The 17,594-nt window shown below is 37.0% G+C and carries 14 protein-coding genes; 9 read left to right on the forward strand and 5 right to left on the reverse strand.

The window, feature by feature from the left end; all coding sequences use genetic code 11:
• Positions 1–19 precede the first annotated feature (19 nt).
• Positions 20–1,411 (reverse strand): coproporphyrinogen dehydrogenase HemZ, encoded by a 1,392-nt coding sequence (hemZ, locus tag SPI61_RS02245; protein WP_321136515.1) that lies wholly within the window; start codon positions 1,409–1,411, stop codon positions 20–22.
• Positions 1,411–2,043 carry an MBL fold metallo-hydrolase gene (locus tag SPI61_RS02250; protein WP_321136516.1) on the reverse strand — a complete coding sequence of 211 codons (633 nt, stop codon included), beginning with the start codon at positions 2,041–2,043 and terminating at the stop codon, positions 1,411–1,413. Before SPI61_RS02250 ends, hemZ begins: the two co-directional genes overlap by 1 nt.
• 141 nt (positions 2,044–2,184) lie before the next feature.
• Here SPI61_RS02250 and SPI61_RS02255 point away from each other — a divergent pair, with 141 nt between their 5' ends.
• A complete protein-coding gene (locus tag SPI61_RS02255; RefSeq protein WP_321136517.1) occupies positions 2,185–4,002 on the forward strand; it encodes an ATP-dependent helicase in 1,818 nt (605 codons plus the stop codon).
• Positions 4,003–4,159: 157 nt separating this feature from the next.
• Here the strand turns inward: SPI61_RS02255 and fusA are convergent, their stop codons facing one another.
• A complete protein-coding gene (gene fusA, locus SPI61_RS02260; RefSeq protein WP_321136518.1) occupies positions 4,160–6,217 on the reverse strand; it encodes an elongation factor G in 2,058 nt (685 codons plus the stop codon).
• 235 nt (positions 6,218–6,452) lie between these two features.
• Entirely contained in the window at positions 6,453–7,403 is a 951-nt protein-coding gene (locus SPI61_RS02265; RefSeq protein ID WP_321136519.1) for an epoxyqueuosine reductase, read from the reverse strand.
• An 86-nt stretch (positions 7,404–7,489) separates the two neighbouring features.
• Here SPI61_RS02265 and SPI61_RS02270 point away from each other — a divergent pair, with 86 nt between their 5' ends.
• From SPI61_RS02270 to SPI61_RS02285, 4 genes are read left to right on the forward strand one after another with little or no spacing between them, the layout of a single operon-like run.
• Positions 7,490–8,629, forward strand: a complete 1,140-nt coding sequence (locus SPI61_RS02270; RefSeq protein WP_321136520.1) for an FtsW/RodA/SpoVE family cell cycle protein — start codon at positions 7,490–7,492, stop codon at positions 8,627–8,629.
• Positions 8,630–8,641: 12 nt separating this feature from the next.
• Positions 8,642–9,088 carry a hypothetical protein gene (locus SPI61_RS02275; RefSeq protein WP_321136521.1) on the forward strand — a complete coding sequence of 149 codons (447 nt, stop codon included), beginning with the start codon at positions 8,642–8,644 and terminating at the stop codon, positions 9,086–9,088.
• A complete protein-coding gene (locus SPI61_RS02280) occupies positions 9,078–9,656 on the forward strand; it encodes an HAAS domain-containing protein (RefSeq protein ID WP_321136522.1) in 579 nt (192 codons plus the stop codon). Before SPI61_RS02275 ends, SPI61_RS02280 begins: the two co-directional genes overlap by 11 nt.
• Complete coding sequence (locus SPI61_RS02285) at positions 9,656–9,901, forward strand: hypothetical protein (protein WP_321136523.1); 246 nt, start codon at positions 9,656–9,658, stop codon at positions 9,899–9,901. Before SPI61_RS02280 ends, SPI61_RS02285 begins: the two co-directional genes overlap by 1 nt.
• A 46-nt stretch (positions 9,902–9,947) precedes the next feature.
• On the opposite strand, the gene SPI61_RS02290 is transcribed toward SPI61_RS02285, so the two are convergent.
• A complete protein-coding gene (locus SPI61_RS02290; protein ID WP_321136524.1) occupies positions 9,948–11,606 on the reverse strand; it encodes a nucleoside kinase in 1,659 nt (552 codons plus the stop codon).
• Between the two features lie 145 nt (positions 11,607–11,751).
• Between SPI61_RS02290 and SPI61_RS02295 the strand changes: the two genes are divergently transcribed.
• The 4 genes from SPI61_RS02295 to SPI61_RS02310 all read left to right on the forward strand — a co-directional run bounded on the left by SPI61_RS02295 (position 11,752) and on the right by SPI61_RS02310 (position 17,505).
• Positions 11,752–12,513, forward strand: a complete 762-nt coding sequence (locus SPI61_RS02295) for an ABC transporter ATP-binding protein (protein WP_321136525.1) — start codon at positions 11,752–11,754, stop codon at positions 12,511–12,513.
• 19 nt (positions 12,514–12,532) lie between these two features.
• Entirely contained in the window at positions 12,533–14,719 is a 2,187-nt protein-coding gene (locus SPI61_RS02300) for a COG1361 S-layer family protein (protein ID WP_321136526.1), read from the forward strand.
• Positions 14,712–16,094, forward strand: a complete 1,383-nt coding sequence (locus SPI61_RS02305) for an ABC transporter permease (protein ID WP_321136527.1) — start codon at positions 14,712–14,714, stop codon at positions 16,092–16,094. Before SPI61_RS02300 ends, SPI61_RS02305 begins: the two co-directional genes overlap by 8 nt.
• Positions 16,095–16,236: 142 nt before the next feature.
• Positions 16,237–17,505, forward strand: a complete 1,269-nt coding sequence (locus tag SPI61_RS02310; protein ID WP_321136528.1) for a hypothetical protein — start codon at positions 16,237–16,239, stop codon at positions 17,503–17,505.
• Positions 17,506–17,594 lie beyond the last annotated feature (89 nt).

Below are 17,594 nucleotides of genomic sequence, written 5' to 3' on the forward strand. Positions count from 1 at the left end.
TAATACTATTGGCTATATATTACAAATACTTATTTACAATTTCTCTCTTATTTGCATTTAATTCATCCAAATGCTCTATATAATAAATGACATCTCTGAATCCGAAAACTCTTCTACAGTCCAAATTCTCATCCACAAACTTTGAAACTGCGCCCATTCCAAATGCCAAGACATTGTTCTCGTCGTTCATCGAAAGAATATTAAAAATATTTTCTTTTCCTTCTTTTGAAAAACCTATATTTTCAGCTTCTCCCACCTGGCGCTTTTGTCTGTAAAGATAATACGGTCTGTATGAGTTCTTTCGAAGAATATCATAAATATTTCTTCTGTCGATAAATTCATCGTACGAAAAGTCCACATTCTGATTTTTGATTCTACTTCCGGTTTTAAGTGCAAGTGAATGCACCGTAATATTTTCAGGCTCAAGTGCAATGAGTTTTGAAAGTGTGTCCGTCACATCAGCCACGCCTTCTCCTTTAAAACCGACAATCATATCCGTGTTTATGTCGATATCGTAGTTTTTAGCCCTTTCAAATGCGGCGTATATGTCCTCAACGGTGTGCTTTCTTCCGATTGCGTCGAGCGTCTTTTGTTGCATCGACTGCGGATTTATACTTATTCTTGAAACGCCCTCGCTCTTTAAAACCTCAAGAAGCTCAGTAGTTATACTCTCCGGTCTTCCCGCTTCAAAAGTTATCTCTACCAAATTTTTAAACTTATCATTTATTACTGATAAAAGTTTTTTTGTCTTTTCAATGCTCAAGGTCGACGGCGTTCCGCCACCGATATAAAGACTGCATGCTTTTTCTGGAGGTAAAATATCGTAACCTTCTTCAATTTCTTTCAAAAGCGTTTCGAAATATTTATCCATCCATTTCCCGAATTTGTCCATTGTCATGACCGAAAAACTGCAATAGTTGCATCTCGTTTCGCAGAAAGGGATGTGGATATAAATCAAATGATTGTCCTTGTATCGAGTCATCGTTTTGCGCTCGATTGCATCGATTTCTTCACACAATGCAACTTTGTCTGAGCGCACATGATATCTAGTAGAGAAAATTTCTCTTCCGAGTTCATTTCCATATTGCTTTTTTGTCCAATTGAAAAAACTTACCGGACGAATGCCCGTGAGAGTTCCCCAAGGCAATTCTTTTTCAAAAGTTTTCGATAGAATTTCATAAATTAAAACTTTTGTCGCACGCACTTCGTCGAGCGGAGCAATTTCAGCTTCCCCTTCGTCCAAAAGCTCATTGTCTTTGAAAAGTTTCAAATAAATCGAATCGTCTTTTTTTGTTATTTCAAAAAGAATATCTCCCTCATATTTATCAAAAGGTGTGTAGTCAAAAAATGCCTTTATCATTTCCTCCCATGTTCTGTGAGGAGAGATGTTGTTGCATTTAATGTCTATCATTATACCAAACCTGTAATATATGGATTGTTTCCAACTTCAAACTTCATTGTGGATTCCGGTCCGTGTCCCGGATAAACAATGAGTTTTCCATCTAACATATCCCTCATTTTTTTGAGTGATTCATTTAGATGCGCTTGATTTCCCGAATACAAATCGCTTCTTCCAACACTTCTGTTAAAAAGTGTGTCGCCCGTAAATACCATTTCGTCGTTGTAAAGACAAACGGAACCTTCCGTATGGCCCGGCGTTGCAAGAACTTTAAGTTTTATATCTCCAAACGCAAGTTCGTCGCCGTCGTTAAAATAGTGGTCACATTTTAAAGTCTTCGCTCCGACGAGAGTCGTTTGTGAAAGATTTTTTTCTGCATCTTCAAATAAATCTCTTTCCTTTTCACATCCGTAAATCGGAGCGCCGGTAATCTCTCTCAAATCATTCATACCGGCAATATGGTCGAAATGTCCATGCGTAAGAATTAATGCAAGCGGTTTTAGGTCGTGTTCTTTAAGTAACTTTTCAACTTCGTCGGCATCGCCGCCGCAATCTATAACGACAGCTTCTTTGTTGTCATTATATAAAATATATGTGTTTGCACCATATATGCCTAGATTTTTTCTCAATACGTTTAAACTCATATAATACCTCCAAATAGAATAAATACATTATTATAATTATAACATAAACGTCTCAAAATATACAGTAAAAAGCGAAAACTTAGACATATAACTGAATTTCGTGTATAATATAAATGTTCATTTTACACAAGGAGGAAGGTTATGCAATTTTCGGAATCACAAATAAAAGCTATTGAACACGTCGACGGACCTTGTCTTGTGCTTGCAGTTCCGGGCGCCGGAAAAACGACGATACTTATTCAAAGAATTATAAATCTCGTTAAAGTCCACGGCGTGCTCCCTTCCCAAATACTTGCGCTCACATTCACGCGCGCATCCGCAAACGATATGAAAGAAAGAATTGAAGAACTAGGCGACGACATAAAAGTTCAAAACATAAAAACCATTCACTCGCTTTGCTATGATATAGTTTCTCTCATGTGTCAAAAGGAAAAGAAACGTTTCAGAATGATCGAGGACAGGCGCCTCGGAAGTCTTAGATTCGACATTTTAAATCACACCAAGATGCGACTTGAAAAAGCTCCGCTTACAATTGAAGAATATCGAAATCTTTTGAGTGCGATTAGTAACATGAAGACTCTCGGCTCTCCCACATCTTCCGAAGACCGCGCGATGATTTTAAACAATTTTGAAGAATACTACAACGACTATGAGAATTATAAATCCAAAAACGATTTGTATGACTTCGATGACCTTCTGATTGTTGCGGACAAACTCTTAAAAGAAAATGCGGAAATAAGAAACCATTACAAAAATAAATTCAAATACATCTCTCTCGACGAAGCGCAGGACACTTCGAAAATTCAATGGTCAATCATAAAGAGTCTCCTCACTTCAAAAGAAAATCTCTTTGCAGTTGCAGACGACGACCAAAGTATTTATCGTTTTCGCGGTGCAAACCCGGAAATGCTTATGCGCTTCGGCGAAGAATTTAAAAATGCAAAAATTATTTATCTTGAAACAAACTATCGCTCGAGATTTGAAATCGTAAACTCAGCATCGAAACTTATAAAAAACAACAATATCAGATACAAGAAAAATATTTGCGCTGACAAGGACAAGTCCTCGACTGTAAAAGTGCGAATAATGAAATCCCGCAAATCGCAGTACGACCACATTATAAAGACGATTAAGGATATAGACGGTGAAGTTGCTCTGATTTATCGAAACAATCTTTCCGCAGTTGCGCTTATGGATGCGCTTGACCGCGAGCTTATTTCATTTGAACTCAAAGACCACAACATCGATTTTTTCAATCAAGTCGTGTACAAAGATATAACGGATATTTTAAAGTTCTTTAATGACCCGTCGGATATCGAAAGCTATTCAAATGTCTACTTTAAACTCAAGGGTTATATCTCGAGAAAAGAGATAAATTCCATAAAAAATACACCTGGAAAAACATATTTCGAAAAGATTTACAACAATTTTGAAGTGCCTTCATACAAAAAAGAGCTCATCGAAGAGCTCGAGTATTCAAGACGCGCGCTTCTCAAAAATTTTTCGAAAAACGGTCTTGACATTTTGCTCAATCACTGCGGCTATCTCGATTATCTAAACCACTTCAAGCGTTTAAATAATCGCGGGCTCGAAGGATATATGAGACATTTCAGAACCCTTAGAATAATTTCAAACAGTTGCAGAGATATCGAAGATTTTTTGAATCGCCTTGAGGACATCAGGAATATGGCGCTAAGAGAAAGTAGAAGTGAAATAAAACTCATGAGTATGCATGCTTCAAAGGGGCTCGAGTTTGACACCGTTATACTCTTGGACCTTTTAAACAGTGAGATTCCGGGCGAACACATAACGAAGAATGAACTCGAAGAAGAACGCAGGCTTCTCTATGTCGGAATGACACGTGCGAAAGAAAATCTTTTTATGTATGCGTATAAAAATGACGGCAACCAGGAATTTAAAATTTCCAGATTTTTGGATGAACTTAAAGGTGGAAAATAAATTTAATTTCGTCTCAAATTTTTCATTTCATAAATAGTTTTACGATTTAAATACCGCAATAAATTTCCCATATAAATAACTCAACAACCAAAAACCGGATTGATTTTACTCAACCCGGTTTCTTTTGTACATAATCTATATATTTTTTGTATCCCTATTACTTGTTTTCACTAGCTTCTTGGATTTTCTTTGCAATTTCTTGCGGAACTTGTTCATAGCGAACGAAATCCATTTCAAACGATCCTCTCGATTGAGTCATTGCCCTCAAATCTATTGCGTATTGGAACATTTCAGCATGCGGTGCTTCAGCGATAATCTTTTGGCTACCGTCTCTTTGTTGTTCCATTCCGAGAATTCTTCCACGACGTTTATTCATATCGCCCATAACATCGCCCATGTATTCTTCAGGAATTGAGATTTCAGCTTTTACAATCGGCTCCAATAGAACCGGTGCGGCTTCTTCCATTCCTTTTTTGAATGCGAGTTGTGCGGCAATTTTAAACGAAACTTCGTTCGAGTCGACATCGTGATAACTTCCATCATACAAAACCGCCTTCATATGAACTACAGGATATCCTGCAAGAATTCCATGTTCAATTGATTCTCTCAAACCTTTTTCAACAGCCGGGAAGTAGTTCTTTGGAACTGCGCCGCCGAAAACTTCTTCATCAAATACAAAGTCTTCATCACACGGTTCAAATCTAATCCAAACGTCACCATATTGACCTGCGCCGCCGGATTGTTTTTTATGTTTACCTTGAACAGATGCGACCTTTGTGATTGTTTCTCTGTATGCAATTTTCGGATTTTTCAGTTCAACATCAACGCCAAATCTGTTTAAGAGCTTGTCTTGAATAACTTGAAGTTGCATATTTCCTTGACCGCCGATTAAAAGTTCTTTTGTTTCGCTGTTTCTTTCTATGACAAACGACGGGTCTTCGTCATGTAGCTTAAACAAACTTTGAGCCATCTTGTCTTCATCGCCTTGTTTCTTAGCATAAACAGCCATAAAGAGTGTCGGTTTCGGATATCTCAGTGGTTCATATACAATCGGATTTTCAGCGTCACAAATAGTATCCCCTGTTTCAGTGTATTGAAGCTTTGACATCGCACCGATATCACCTGCAACAATCTCGTCGGTATCGATTTGTGTCTTTCCTCTTAGATAAAAGAGTCCGCCCATCTTTTCGGTCTTGTCTTTTCCGGAGTTATATAAAACTGTGTTCTTTGTAATCTTACCGGAGAGAACTTTAAATAGTGAAAGTTTTCCAACAAACGGGTCGACAATTGTCTTGAATACAACGGCAGAGAACTTGTCGTTCACGTCTGTTGTTCTTTCTATAATTTGTTCGTCCCAAATACCTTTTTGAATAGGGTGATCCTTCGGACTTGGAATATATCTCATAACCGCATCCAAAATTCTCTTTACTCCAATGCCTTCTGTTGCAACTCCAATAAAGAGTGGGCATAGTTCTCCGGATGCGACAGCCGTTTTTATACCTCTGATAAATTCTTCTTGCGTGAACGGCTCGTCGGCAAAATATTTTTCCATGAGTTCTTCATCACTTTCAGCGACGATTTCATTCAGAGCCAAAATATATTTTTCGCATTTATCAATCAATTCTTGCGGAGCGTCTTCAACAATTCCGTCCGGACCGTCGAACTTATGATATTTTTTATCCAAAACATCATAGCAACCTTTAAATTCATCTCCGTCGCCGATTGGAATTGTAAACGGAATGACCTTGTCTCCGAGTTTTTGTTTTATAGTTTGATAGACCTTTTCAAATTTTACATTATCTTTGTCCATCTTGTTTAAAAATATAAGTCTCGGTGTGTTGTATTTTTCAACGTTGTTCCAAGCCTTTTCAGTTCCGACTTCAACTCCCGCTTGGGCGTCGATGATAATAACGGAACCGTCCGAAACTCTTTTTGCTCCATACATTTCAGCAATAAAGTCGAAATAACCCGGTGTATCCAAGATATTGTATTTGATGTTGTTGTATTCAACCGGTATTACAGAAGTTCCGATTGAAACACCTCTACTCATTTCTTCCTTGTCAAAGTCGGAAACGGTGTTTTTATCTTCAACTCTTCCTTGTCTTGAAGTCACACCCGTTGCAAACAATGCTCCTTCGGTAAAAGTTGTTTTACCGGAGCTTGAGTGCCCCAAAAGGGATATGTTTCTGATGTTATCCGCAGTATATGCTTTCATGTTAATCCTCCTTATTTTAAGAAAAATAATATATTTGATTTATAGAACATTTCGAAATATAAATATATGCTATGTAATCTAAATCACATTTTTCTTATTAGTTTCATTATACCACATCCAAATTTTAAAATAAAGGTATTTGAATGATTGAGTTACATAAATTGAAATTTTTTTGTAACTAAATAATATATACCCAATAAATAAAAAAATAAAAGACTTCAAACGAAATCTTTTATTAAATAGAATCAGAAAAATATTTTAAAATATATTCCTTTGTAATATTGTCCTTTTTAAGCTCCTCTTTCAAATACTTTAGAATCGAATCGTCATTTATATTGTGCGCTCTTATGATTGCATTTCTCTTTACAATCGAGCGTCCCCTCCAAAAAAATGCCTTCTCGCCATATTTATTTTTAAACTCTTTGTTGGATAGCGTAAACAAATCCTCATAACTCATCTCGTCGCCCGATAAAAATTCACTCATGCCTTTCGGCTTTTCATAATTATACGGACATACTTTTTGACAAATATCGCATCCATAAAATGTTTTAATCTTTCCTTCAAGTTCCGGGTCCGGTGTTTTCGTTTGAGTGAGATGTGAAAGACATCTCATCGGGCGAAATTCCCTTTCTCTTATTGCGGAGGTTGGACACGCTTTTATACACCTCGAGCAATTTAAACAAATCGGCTGTTTAAATTTGTTTATATCATACGGTATAAATTTTTCAAATTTCAAATCCGTGAGCACATATCCGATAAAGAAAAAACTTCCAATATTCGGATTTATCAAACAACCGTTTTTCCCAATAAAACCAAGCCCCGCTTCAATTGCAAGCGTACGGTCAAAAAGTGGTCCGGTGTCTGAATAACAAGCAAAGTTTCCAAGACTCATAAGCTCGCTCAGCTCTTTAATCTTTTCCCTAAAAACAATGTGGTAGTCCCTTTCATTTGAACCGATTGACATGCTTCCGCTTTTTAAAATTTCCGGGCGATAGTTCATAAGTAAAACAATGATCGAATTAAATGTGCTCATATCAAAATTGTTTTTTATTTGACTTTCATTGTAGTAGTCGACAAGTTCCGGATTGTAATCGGGCTGCGAATAATCTGTTGTCGGTATTATTCCAAACTCCGTGAATCCTAAAATTTTTAAATTTTCCTGAAGTGTTAAAAGATTACTTTCCATAGATTCATTTTATCATTTTATATAAAAATTTTCCATTTCAATTTTTTTCTGATATAATGTATAATATATTTGTTGGGAGAGATTTTATGTTTTTTGATAAAAAGAAAACTTACAAAAGAATAGATTATTTTTTGATTGCGGTTGTGCTTGCGCTGCTTGCGTTCGGTCTCATAATGGTAAATTCAACAACCATGAGCTACGGTGCAGCAAAACACTCGAGCTATATGCGCTCGCAGGGGCTTTCTACAATACTCGGGCTTATCGTCATGGCGATTCTTGTAATAACACCGCCTGAATTGATAAAAAAACTTGCGTGGCCAATTTATATTGTGTGCGTAGGCGTTCTTCTTGCGACACTACTTTTCGGAATAACCTACTCCGGCTCAAGGTCTTGGCTTGGAACCGATTCATTCAAGTTTCAACCTTCTGAGTTTGTAAAAGTAGGACTTATCGTGTCGCTCGCGGCATTTATGGATAAAAATAAAGAAAAGCTGAACGAACCGTTTACCCTTATAAAACTTCTTGTGCTCGCTTTTATTCCGGTCGCATTTATTTTAAAACAACCGGACTTCGGTACCGCTGTTGTTTTTATGGGAATTATAGCAACGATGTTTTTTATCGGCGGCATTCACTGGAAATATATTTTAATTGCGATAGGTTCCGTACTTGTCTATCTTCCGGTGCATTGGTTCAATATGGACGAATATGCAAGAGAGAGAATCTTTGACTTTTTGGAGCCTGAAAGAGACACTCTCGGTACGGGAATGCAAGCCTATATCGGAAAAATAAGTTTGTCATCGGGTAAATTCAGAGGGCGCGGTTTGTACAACGGCGTGCAAAATCAAGGAAACTTTTTGATGCTTAAGCACTCCGATTTTATATTCCCGATGATTGGAGAAGAACTTGGATTTTTAGGCGGTGCACTGCTTCTTGTTTTATATTTTTTGCTGCTTACAAGAATTCTTCATATTTCAAGACACTCGGATTATTTTTCAAAAGTTTTATCCATCGGTGTTTTTGCAATGTTTTTAATTCATATTTGGGAAAATATAGCCATGACAATGGGTCTTATGCCGGTAACCGGCATTCCTCTTCCGTTAATTTCATCGGGCGGAACATTCCAAATTGCAAATCTTATTAGTATTGGGTTAATTTTGGGTATAAAGTATCATGAGGGGATAAATAATATTTCCTCCGGCAAAAAAATAGACAGTCTTTTGACATAGAAAGGAGAAGTTATGATAACATATGAAATGCTGTTGGAATCAGCAGTTTTAAATGACATTCATAAAAAACAAGATTCAAAAATATCTTATTATACTGTATGTCAGGATTTGCGGGACCTATGCCCTGCCACTTCCAAAATCGTAAAAACTATTATCGATTTTAGACGTCAAAATATAATTGAAGAAAAAAATGATAATAACGCAAAATATCTCACTCTTACAAATGAGGGAGTGAAATATATGAATGAACTTTCAAATGAGCTTTCAGCTCAAGTTGTAACCATGAAAAAATATTACAACCACAACAGCGATGTAAAAAACGATACAGTTATAATAAACAATGACAACTCTGTTGAGTATGCATCGTTCGGAAAAAATATAAAGGAGACGAAGCTAACGGAAGATAATATTTCCGGCGGATTTGTCGAAGACAAAGGAGGTAATGATAATGAAAAGTAAATTTCTTGACGATTTAAAACTTTCATTAAAGAGCTCCGGCGTAAAAGACGTTGCCGCAAATGAAATCACGCGCGTATACGACGAGTATTTTCTAGAAGCTGAACGACTCGGCAAAACTTATGACGAAACAAGAGGTTCGATAGAAAATCTAAACTCAATTGTTTCAACATTTGCACCTAAAAAAGTCAGAGAGTACAAGGAAGTCGGCGACACAGTTATTAAAGAAAAAAGAAGCCTTGGCGTAATCGCACTTTATGCAGTTCTATTTTTCTTTTTGACTATTTTTTTAGTTCCTGCACTCATTGCAATGTTTGGAGGAATTGTATGTATTGCACTTTTACCGCTCACATTTATTTTGGAGGCAATCGGCGTGCTTCTATACGGAAATGCTTATGTTAACGGTCACCTCATTATGATGAATCCGCTAACAAGATGGACACTACCAATTGGAGTTATAGGCCTTTCGATTTTATGTTTCGTATTGGCGTTTTTCCTTTTCAAATGGTTCTTCCAACTTGTCGCATGCATATACAGCTGGCAAGCAAAATTCTTAAGGAGGTATAAGTAATGAAAAAATTTCTTTTGATTTTCACAGCTATAACTCTACTGTTTCTTGTGATTGGCGCCGTTTCATTTGGCGTTAATGACAGAGACAAATTCACACAAGCAATCAATTCCGAATATGGGGATGAATCCGAAACAATTTGGAAATATCCGATTTATGATCGCATTTATGAATTTAATAACTATTTAAATGATATGAATTCACAAATGCATGAAATAAAAGATAATATAATCGAAAGCTTCAGATAACACAAAAACCACGACTTCAAAAATCGTGGTTTTTTCTTTCAAAAAATTATTCAAATATACTTCCGCCTATAAATTCTTTTATAAGCGATGTATTCGGAATCATCGAATCGTCTTCAATCGAAACGAAATATCTAAGCATGTCCATCAATCTGTTTGCTCTGACATAGTTTCTATCAGTCGACGGTACTTTTTCAAGAAGCGCCATAGCGTGTTTTTTTAGAACTGCAATCTCGTAAAAGAGACTTGTGTTTATCATTATATCCGCTTGTTCTTGGAAAGGAAATACATATTTGTCCTCTCCCCTTCTTACATTTTCCCACTCGTTTAACGACGTCGAAACGTCACGCCCTCTTGTTCTTACGTCTCTTACCATACGCCTTAAAAATCTTACGTCAGTTGTTGAAAGTCTGTTCATCGAATCGATATTCATCGTTGTTAGCGCCGAAAGATAAAGTTTCAGCTTGTTTCTGTTCGGGACATCTTTTGACAAAATAGGATTTAGCGCATGAATCCCTTCGATTATGATTATTCCGCTGCTTCCGAGCTCGTGTTTTTCTCCCGTGAAAATCGGTTTCCCTTCGATAAAATCAAAACTTCTCTTTTCTGTTTCCCCGCTTTCGATAAGTTTTATAATATCTTTATTCAGCGCCTCCATATCGACCGCTTCAATCGTTTCAAAGTCGTATGTGCCGTCCGGATTTTTCGGTGTCAGCTTTCTGTCTACAAAATAATCGTCAGTTGAAATCTCAATCGAATTTAAGCCATACATAGCGAGTGCGATTTTAAGTTTTTGTGCAAAAGTTGTCTTTCCGCTGCTTGAGGGTCCACTTATAAGAACAACTCTCTTTGCCGGGTCCTCTGCAATTTTTATCGCAATATCGCGGATGCGCATATCAAGAAAGCTCTCCGAAACCAAAATCAAATCGCGACTCATGCCTTTTAAAATTTTTTCATTCAGCTCACCCACATAGTTGACGCCGATTATATGCGCATCCTTTGTGTGGTCCTGAAAAGTTTTAGCAAGTTTTGCTTCCTCTTCTTCAGTATCAATCTCATACTGATTGTCGCTCGACGGGAAACGAATCAAAAGTCCCGGATAGTAATACGAGAGTTCAAATTTTTCAATAAACTCCGTACTCGGAACAAGAACTCCTTCAAATTTTTCCTTAAATTCGTTCATCTTGTATATATTTACATCTTGAACATCGCTTGTTTCAAAAAGCTTTACTACGTCTTGTCTATTTATTTTTCGATAATAGTCCAAAGCTTTATTTGAATCCCATTTTTCCATATCAATCGCAATGTTTTTCTCGACAATTTCTCTCATTTTCTTTTCTATATTTTTCACTTCTTCGATTGTGAATGGCTCTTCGGAAGTCTTTTCCGTATAAATTGTGCTTCCGACATAGTGCTCAATCACAATATTCATGTCCGGATAAAGAGATTTTATCGCATAAGCATAAATCATTGAGAGACTTGTAGTGTAAATCCTAAGTCCAAGAGAATTTTCAATATCCAAAAGTGTTATCTCGTCGCCGGTCTTCGGTTTATAATTTAAACTTCCGAGTTCAGAATTTACCACTACGCCAAGAAAATTTTTGTAACCTTCAAATTCGCGTTTAATTATTTCGAGTACTGTTTCTCCATCTTTATATTCTACTTCTATCCTTTTCGCCTCATGCGGCATTTTAAATCTTATTTTCATGTCATCACCTTTTCTTTTTAGTCTAATTTATTTATACCCAATTCTAATCTTAACATCAAGGTCACGGAAATGTAATAAAAAAACGCATGTTTTTAATTGATTAAAACAATGCTATTTGATATAATCTAATCATGGAGGTGATAGATTGCAACCATTAATACAGCTAAAAGACTTATCCAAAGTCTACAAAATGGGACAGGAAAAAATAGTTGCTTTGCGTCACGTCGATCTTGATATTTATAAGGGAGAATGCATTTGTCTTGTCGGGCCTTCCGGCAGCGGCAAATCGACTCTTTTAAATATGTGTGCCGGACTTGAAAGGCCAACATCAGGAGAAATTTTAATAGGAAATATTCACATGGAAAATCTTACTGAAGAACAAGCCACGAGATTCAGACAATTAAATGTCGGTTTTGTTTTTCAGGCGTACAATCTTATACCGACCTTTTCAGCAGTTGATAATGTCGGACTCGGTCTCGCCTTTAAGGGTGTGCCGAAAAAAAAGAGAACACAAATGGCTGAAAAGATTTTAAAAGAAGTAGGACTCGGTAAAAGACTCTATCATAAACCTTCCGAAATGAGCGGAGGTCAACAGCAAAGAGTAAGTATAGCGAGGGCTTTTGTGGATAGTCCTAAGATTATTTTTGCGGACGAGCCTACGGGAAATCTGGATTCGAAAACTTCAATTGAGGTAATTGAACTTATGACCGACATGGTTAGAAGAAACAACAGCACTATGATTGTCGTCACACACGACATCGAAACTGCTGTTTATTCGGACAGAATTATACACTTTAGAGACGGCACAATTGAAAAAATCGATGTGCAAACGCCAAAGCCGCTTCCATCAGAGGAAGTAATAAGATCAAGGTTCGATACAATCGAAGAATTAAACAGCGAGATATAGTTAATATTTGGAGGAAAATATGAGAAAAAACAAATTTATAATTTTACTTATATCATTTATGATGATATTTCAAACCGTAAGTGTTTTTGCTGACGAACCGACGGGAAAAACCGGTGATGGAGGAACAACAACACCGTCTACTCCGCCTTCACAAGCAACAACATCTACAATTACACACATAAGCGCAAGCAGCACTGTAGTCGGAAAGCCTGGCGAAACAAAAGAAATCCGTGCATTCGTCGACTTCACATACCCGCTTGACGAAGGCGGTTTCCCAATTCTTGGACAATATTTTACAATTAGCGGAAATGCCGATACAAAAGGAAACAACAATATTTTTATGCTTAAAAGCTCGGACGAAAGAGTTCCGGGAAGATACTATAGAGGAAATATGCTCGGCGGTTCTGTTGATTTTCAGTTCACTGTTCAAATTGCAAACAACGCGCAACCGGGAACATATCCTGTAGACATCAATGTATATACAAGTGACGGTCAAAGTAAAACTGTCACAACATATGTAAGAGTTGAATATGACCCGAAGCAAGCCTCGAGACTTATTTTATCCGACATAAGAGTTATACCTCATAATACGGAAATCGAGCCGGGCGAAAAAGTCGTTGTTGGCTTCGGTGTTGAAAACCCAACTGAAAATGAAATAAACAATGTCGAAGTAAAACTTGAAGGTATGAGCCCGGAAGGATTTACTCTCGAAAGAGATTTTAACGCCAAAAACTTTGACACAATTCTTCCGGGAGAAGAAAAGCGTATGAGCTTTATTCTTTCTGCGGGACCGAATGCAAAAGCCGGCAACCACGAATTTAAAGTAAGTCTTTCATATTTCGACCCACATATTGAAGGCGGTCAATCGAAAAGCGAAAAATCGTTTTTCTTGACTCTTAAAAAAGACCCTTCAAATGTTTCAAGTGTAGTAATAGAAAATCTTGTAACTCCGGCAAACACGCTTTATCCGGGCAAGTCTTCCACCCTTTCGTTCGACGTTACAAACAAGGGAAAGAAAGCAGCAAAACGAGTTTTGATTAAGAGCCACGTTGAAGGAGACGGACTTGTAAATAAGTCCATCAGCCAACAATTCATCGAGACACTTGCTCCGGGCGAAACACAAAGTTTCAGCTTCACTTATCTTGCAACACCTGCAAGTTCAACACAAAACTATCCGATAACAATAAAAGTCGAATATAGAGACGAAGACCAAGTTGAAGGCGAGCCCCTAACAACCGAGCAATACTCAGGCATATTCGTTTCAAATCCTAAGAAAGATAGCACAGGAGACGGTAAAGAAGATAAAATTTCAACTCCGAAAGTTATTATCAGAAAATACACTTTCAATCCGAAGCTTCCTGAAGCAGGAAAAGAGTTTTCAATGGATTTGGAATTCCAAAACACATCTTCATCGAAGGTTGTTAAAAATATTAAAATTTCAATGAATTCACCGAAAGGTATGGATTCAAAAGAAACAGCCGGTTCAAACATCTTCACTCCTGTCGACAGTTCAAACACATTCTTTATCGACAAGATTATGCCGAACGGCGTTGTTCAAAAAACTATAAATCTTTACACGGTTCCTGATGCAACTGCAAAGACATACAATGTCACATGTTCGTTTGAATATGAAGACGGTTCAAACAACCAATTCAAAGCCGAAGAAGAAATCGGAATTCCGGTTGTTCAATCATCAAGACTTGAAATCGGTGAAGTCCAAACAATGGAGTCTTTCAACGTCGGAGAAGGCGCTCCCCTTTCCGTCACTTTCTATAACACGGGAAAAGTTACTCTATACAATATGATGGTGCGTTTTGAATCGGAAGATTTGGAAGCACAAAACTCGACTTATTATATCGGTAAATTCCTCGAAGGTTCTACAGAAAACTACGACATTCAAGTAAATGCAATGGAACCGGGAGAGAAAAAAGGAAATATAGTTTTCTCATATGAAGATTCAACCGGTAAAAAACAGGAAGTAAAAAAAGAAGTAAAATATACGGTAAACGAAGCTCCGGCTTTTGACCCGAACGCTCCTGAAAATCAAATGCCTATTGAAGAGCCGGGAACAAAAGATAAGATTTTAAATATTTTAAAGAAATGGTATTTGTGGGTTGGGCTTCTTGCTGTCGGCGGAATTACATTCTTTGTAGTAAAGAAATTAAAGAAGAAAAAAGAAACAAAGGATTTGACTTTAGATGTCTAATTTAGATTTAATAAAGATGTCTCTTGGAAATCTTTGGCGCAGGAAACTTAGAACTCTTCTTACAGTGCTCGGCGTAGTAATCGGCACTGCCTCAATCATAACGACACTCAGTCTGGGTTTCGGCATGAAGGAGCAAAACAAGAAACTACTCGCTCAAATGGGACCGGTCGATGTCATAAGAGTTGTTTCCTACCCTATCTATGACCCCGAGACACAAACACAAAAAGATGCAAAGCCGCTCGATGACAGCGCAGTAAATGAACTTGAAGCAATCGAAAATGTACAAGCGACAATTCCTACTTTGGAAGTCGACGGAGTTGATCTAGCTTCGAAAAAGTATTCGAACTTTGCACAAATTATCGGTGTCGACCCTGAAAAATATGCACTCTTAAATCCGGAAATGCAGTGGGGTCGTTTTCTGGAAAGCTCTGACGGAGAAGTTGCCGTATTCGGTGGGGGTCTCAAACGTTCATGGTACGATAGAAACGCTAGAGGCGGCAGAATGAACGACATGAGAGATCCTGACAAGACGATTGTCGACCTCGAAAAAGATCCAATCACTATGAATATCGGTGCAAGCTATGATATGGACAGCGAACAAAGAAGTTATGCAAAGACACACAAAATAAAAGTAGTCGGCGAATTTCCGGAAGAGGATTGGGAAACTGCGTACAATGTTTATATTCCAATGGATTTTGCTTTGAAGCTGAAAAAGGAAATCAAACGAGAAAATGACAAACAAAAAGCCGAAGGCACGGACTACGGCATGGGATATAGAGACAGAAACAGCACAAGCAAGTATTCCAGCATTATTGTCAAAGTCGACGATATTAAAAATATGAGAGATGTAAACGAAAAGGTTAAGGCTCTTGGATACAATGCACAATCAAATCTTCAAGCAACAGACGCTTTAAACAAAAATGTTGAAAGCACGCAAAAAATCTTGGGCGGAATCGGCGCCGTCAGTCTTCTTGTTGCAGCAATCGGTATTGCAAACACAATGGTTATGAGTATCTACGAACGCATAAAGGAAATCGGCATTATGAAAGTTATAGGCGCAAATGTTTCAGACATCAAAAAAATGTTTTTGACGGAAGCTGCTTTTATCGGTCTTTTCGGAGGTGCCATGGGCATTGGCGTGAGCTATATAGCGAGTTCCATTATAAATTACCTTTCAAAAAAAGGTAATCCCGACGAAATGGGCGGAATGATGGGTGGACTTCCTATGATGGGTGAAGGAAAAATTTCCATAATTCCGGTATGGCTTGTATTTGTTGCCCTCTTATTTGCGACTGTAGTCGGAATTGTAAGCGGTTACTACCCTGCTCGAAAAGCAACAAAGCTCTCACCTCTTGAAGCAATACGAACACAATAAAATTATATATAATCATTTAAAAGTTCCCTTTATCAAGGGAGCTTTTTTATGTAAATCTTAATATTTGTATTAAGCTATATTTGATGATATAATTTAAGTAGGTTAATAATTTATTAACAAAATATTATATTCGGAGGAATTTATGAAAAAGAAATTTTCATTGCTCCTGGCAATTCTTATGTTGGTTGCATTAATCCCAAACACTTTTGCTCAAGGTGAAACTGTTGAAGCAAAGAAAGCAAATCAAAAAATGACCCTCGACGGCAAAGAAGTTGAAGCTCCGTTTTACAATATTAACGGTTCAAACTATATTAAGCTTCGCGATTTTGCTGTAATTTTAAACGAAACCGAGAATAAATTCAATGTTTCATATGACAATGAAAAGAAAACTTTCATAATTGAAAGATCAAGATCATATGAGAAAATGGAAGGCGACCTCGAGGAAATTAAAAATGAAAAGGAAAAAGCTCTTCTCTCATATAAAGACGTTTATATAAATTATAATCCCAAAGGCTCCGAAATTTACGAAATCAAAGAAGCGAAAACCGCTTTGATAAACGGAAACAACTATCTTCAATTGAGAGATCTCGGCGAATTGGTCGGAATTTATGTAGACTACGACAAGGAAACAAGAACGATTAAGCTTTCCACTGATTATAAAGACGACACTTACGAAGGTTTCCTTAGAAAAACATTCACGGACGAAGAGGAAAAAGTATTCGCTTCAATCGAAAGCTTCTATAATTCACTTGCAAAAAACGATAAAGAAGGTATAAATAAATTTATAAAGGAACGTATAAATCCAAATTCCACAGATGAAAACAGTGCTGAATTTGAAACTAATTTGAGAAATACATTAGGTTCGGTCGGCATTAATGATATAAAAGAAGGATATAAAGTTGAGAAAGTTCTCGAAAACTATGACGATGGAAAAGGTTATCTTGTCGCTTTCAACTACAGTGATTCATATGTTGCAATTGAGTATTTTGTTCCTGAAAATAAGGAATCAAACATAGAAATTGCTCTTTTAGGAAATAGCGGAAGTGATTATAGCAACGGTAGTTTGGACTCTTATTTCGAATTTTTGAATTTAAATGAAGGATTGAAAATGGCAACTGTGTTCAGTCTACACGACAATTTTGTCAAAAAAGAATATGATGCAGCTTTTATTAATTACCAAAATCTTGGTCTAAAAGGTGATAAGGAAGAAATGATGAAATTCTTAAACGAAAAAGCTGTTGATCACGACATCTATCACCCGACCTACACATACAGAGTTACTGAACATAGAACCTATTCAGGAAGAAGCGTATCATACAGATTTGATTATGGCACAGGAGATCAAGTTGAATTCACATACTACCTCGGCTCTGTTCCAATTTTACAAGTTGTTCCAATTAAAGGGAATTAATAATAAAAGGATGCAATTGTAAAATTTGCATCCTTTTATATTTTATTAAATAAATTTTCAAACAAAAATCTCTCCTTGGACAAATCCAT

The sequence above is a fragment of the Ezakiella sp. genome (assembly GCF_034180565.1).
GTDB lineage: Bacteria > Bacillota > Clostridia > Tissierellales > Peptoniphilaceae > Ezakiella.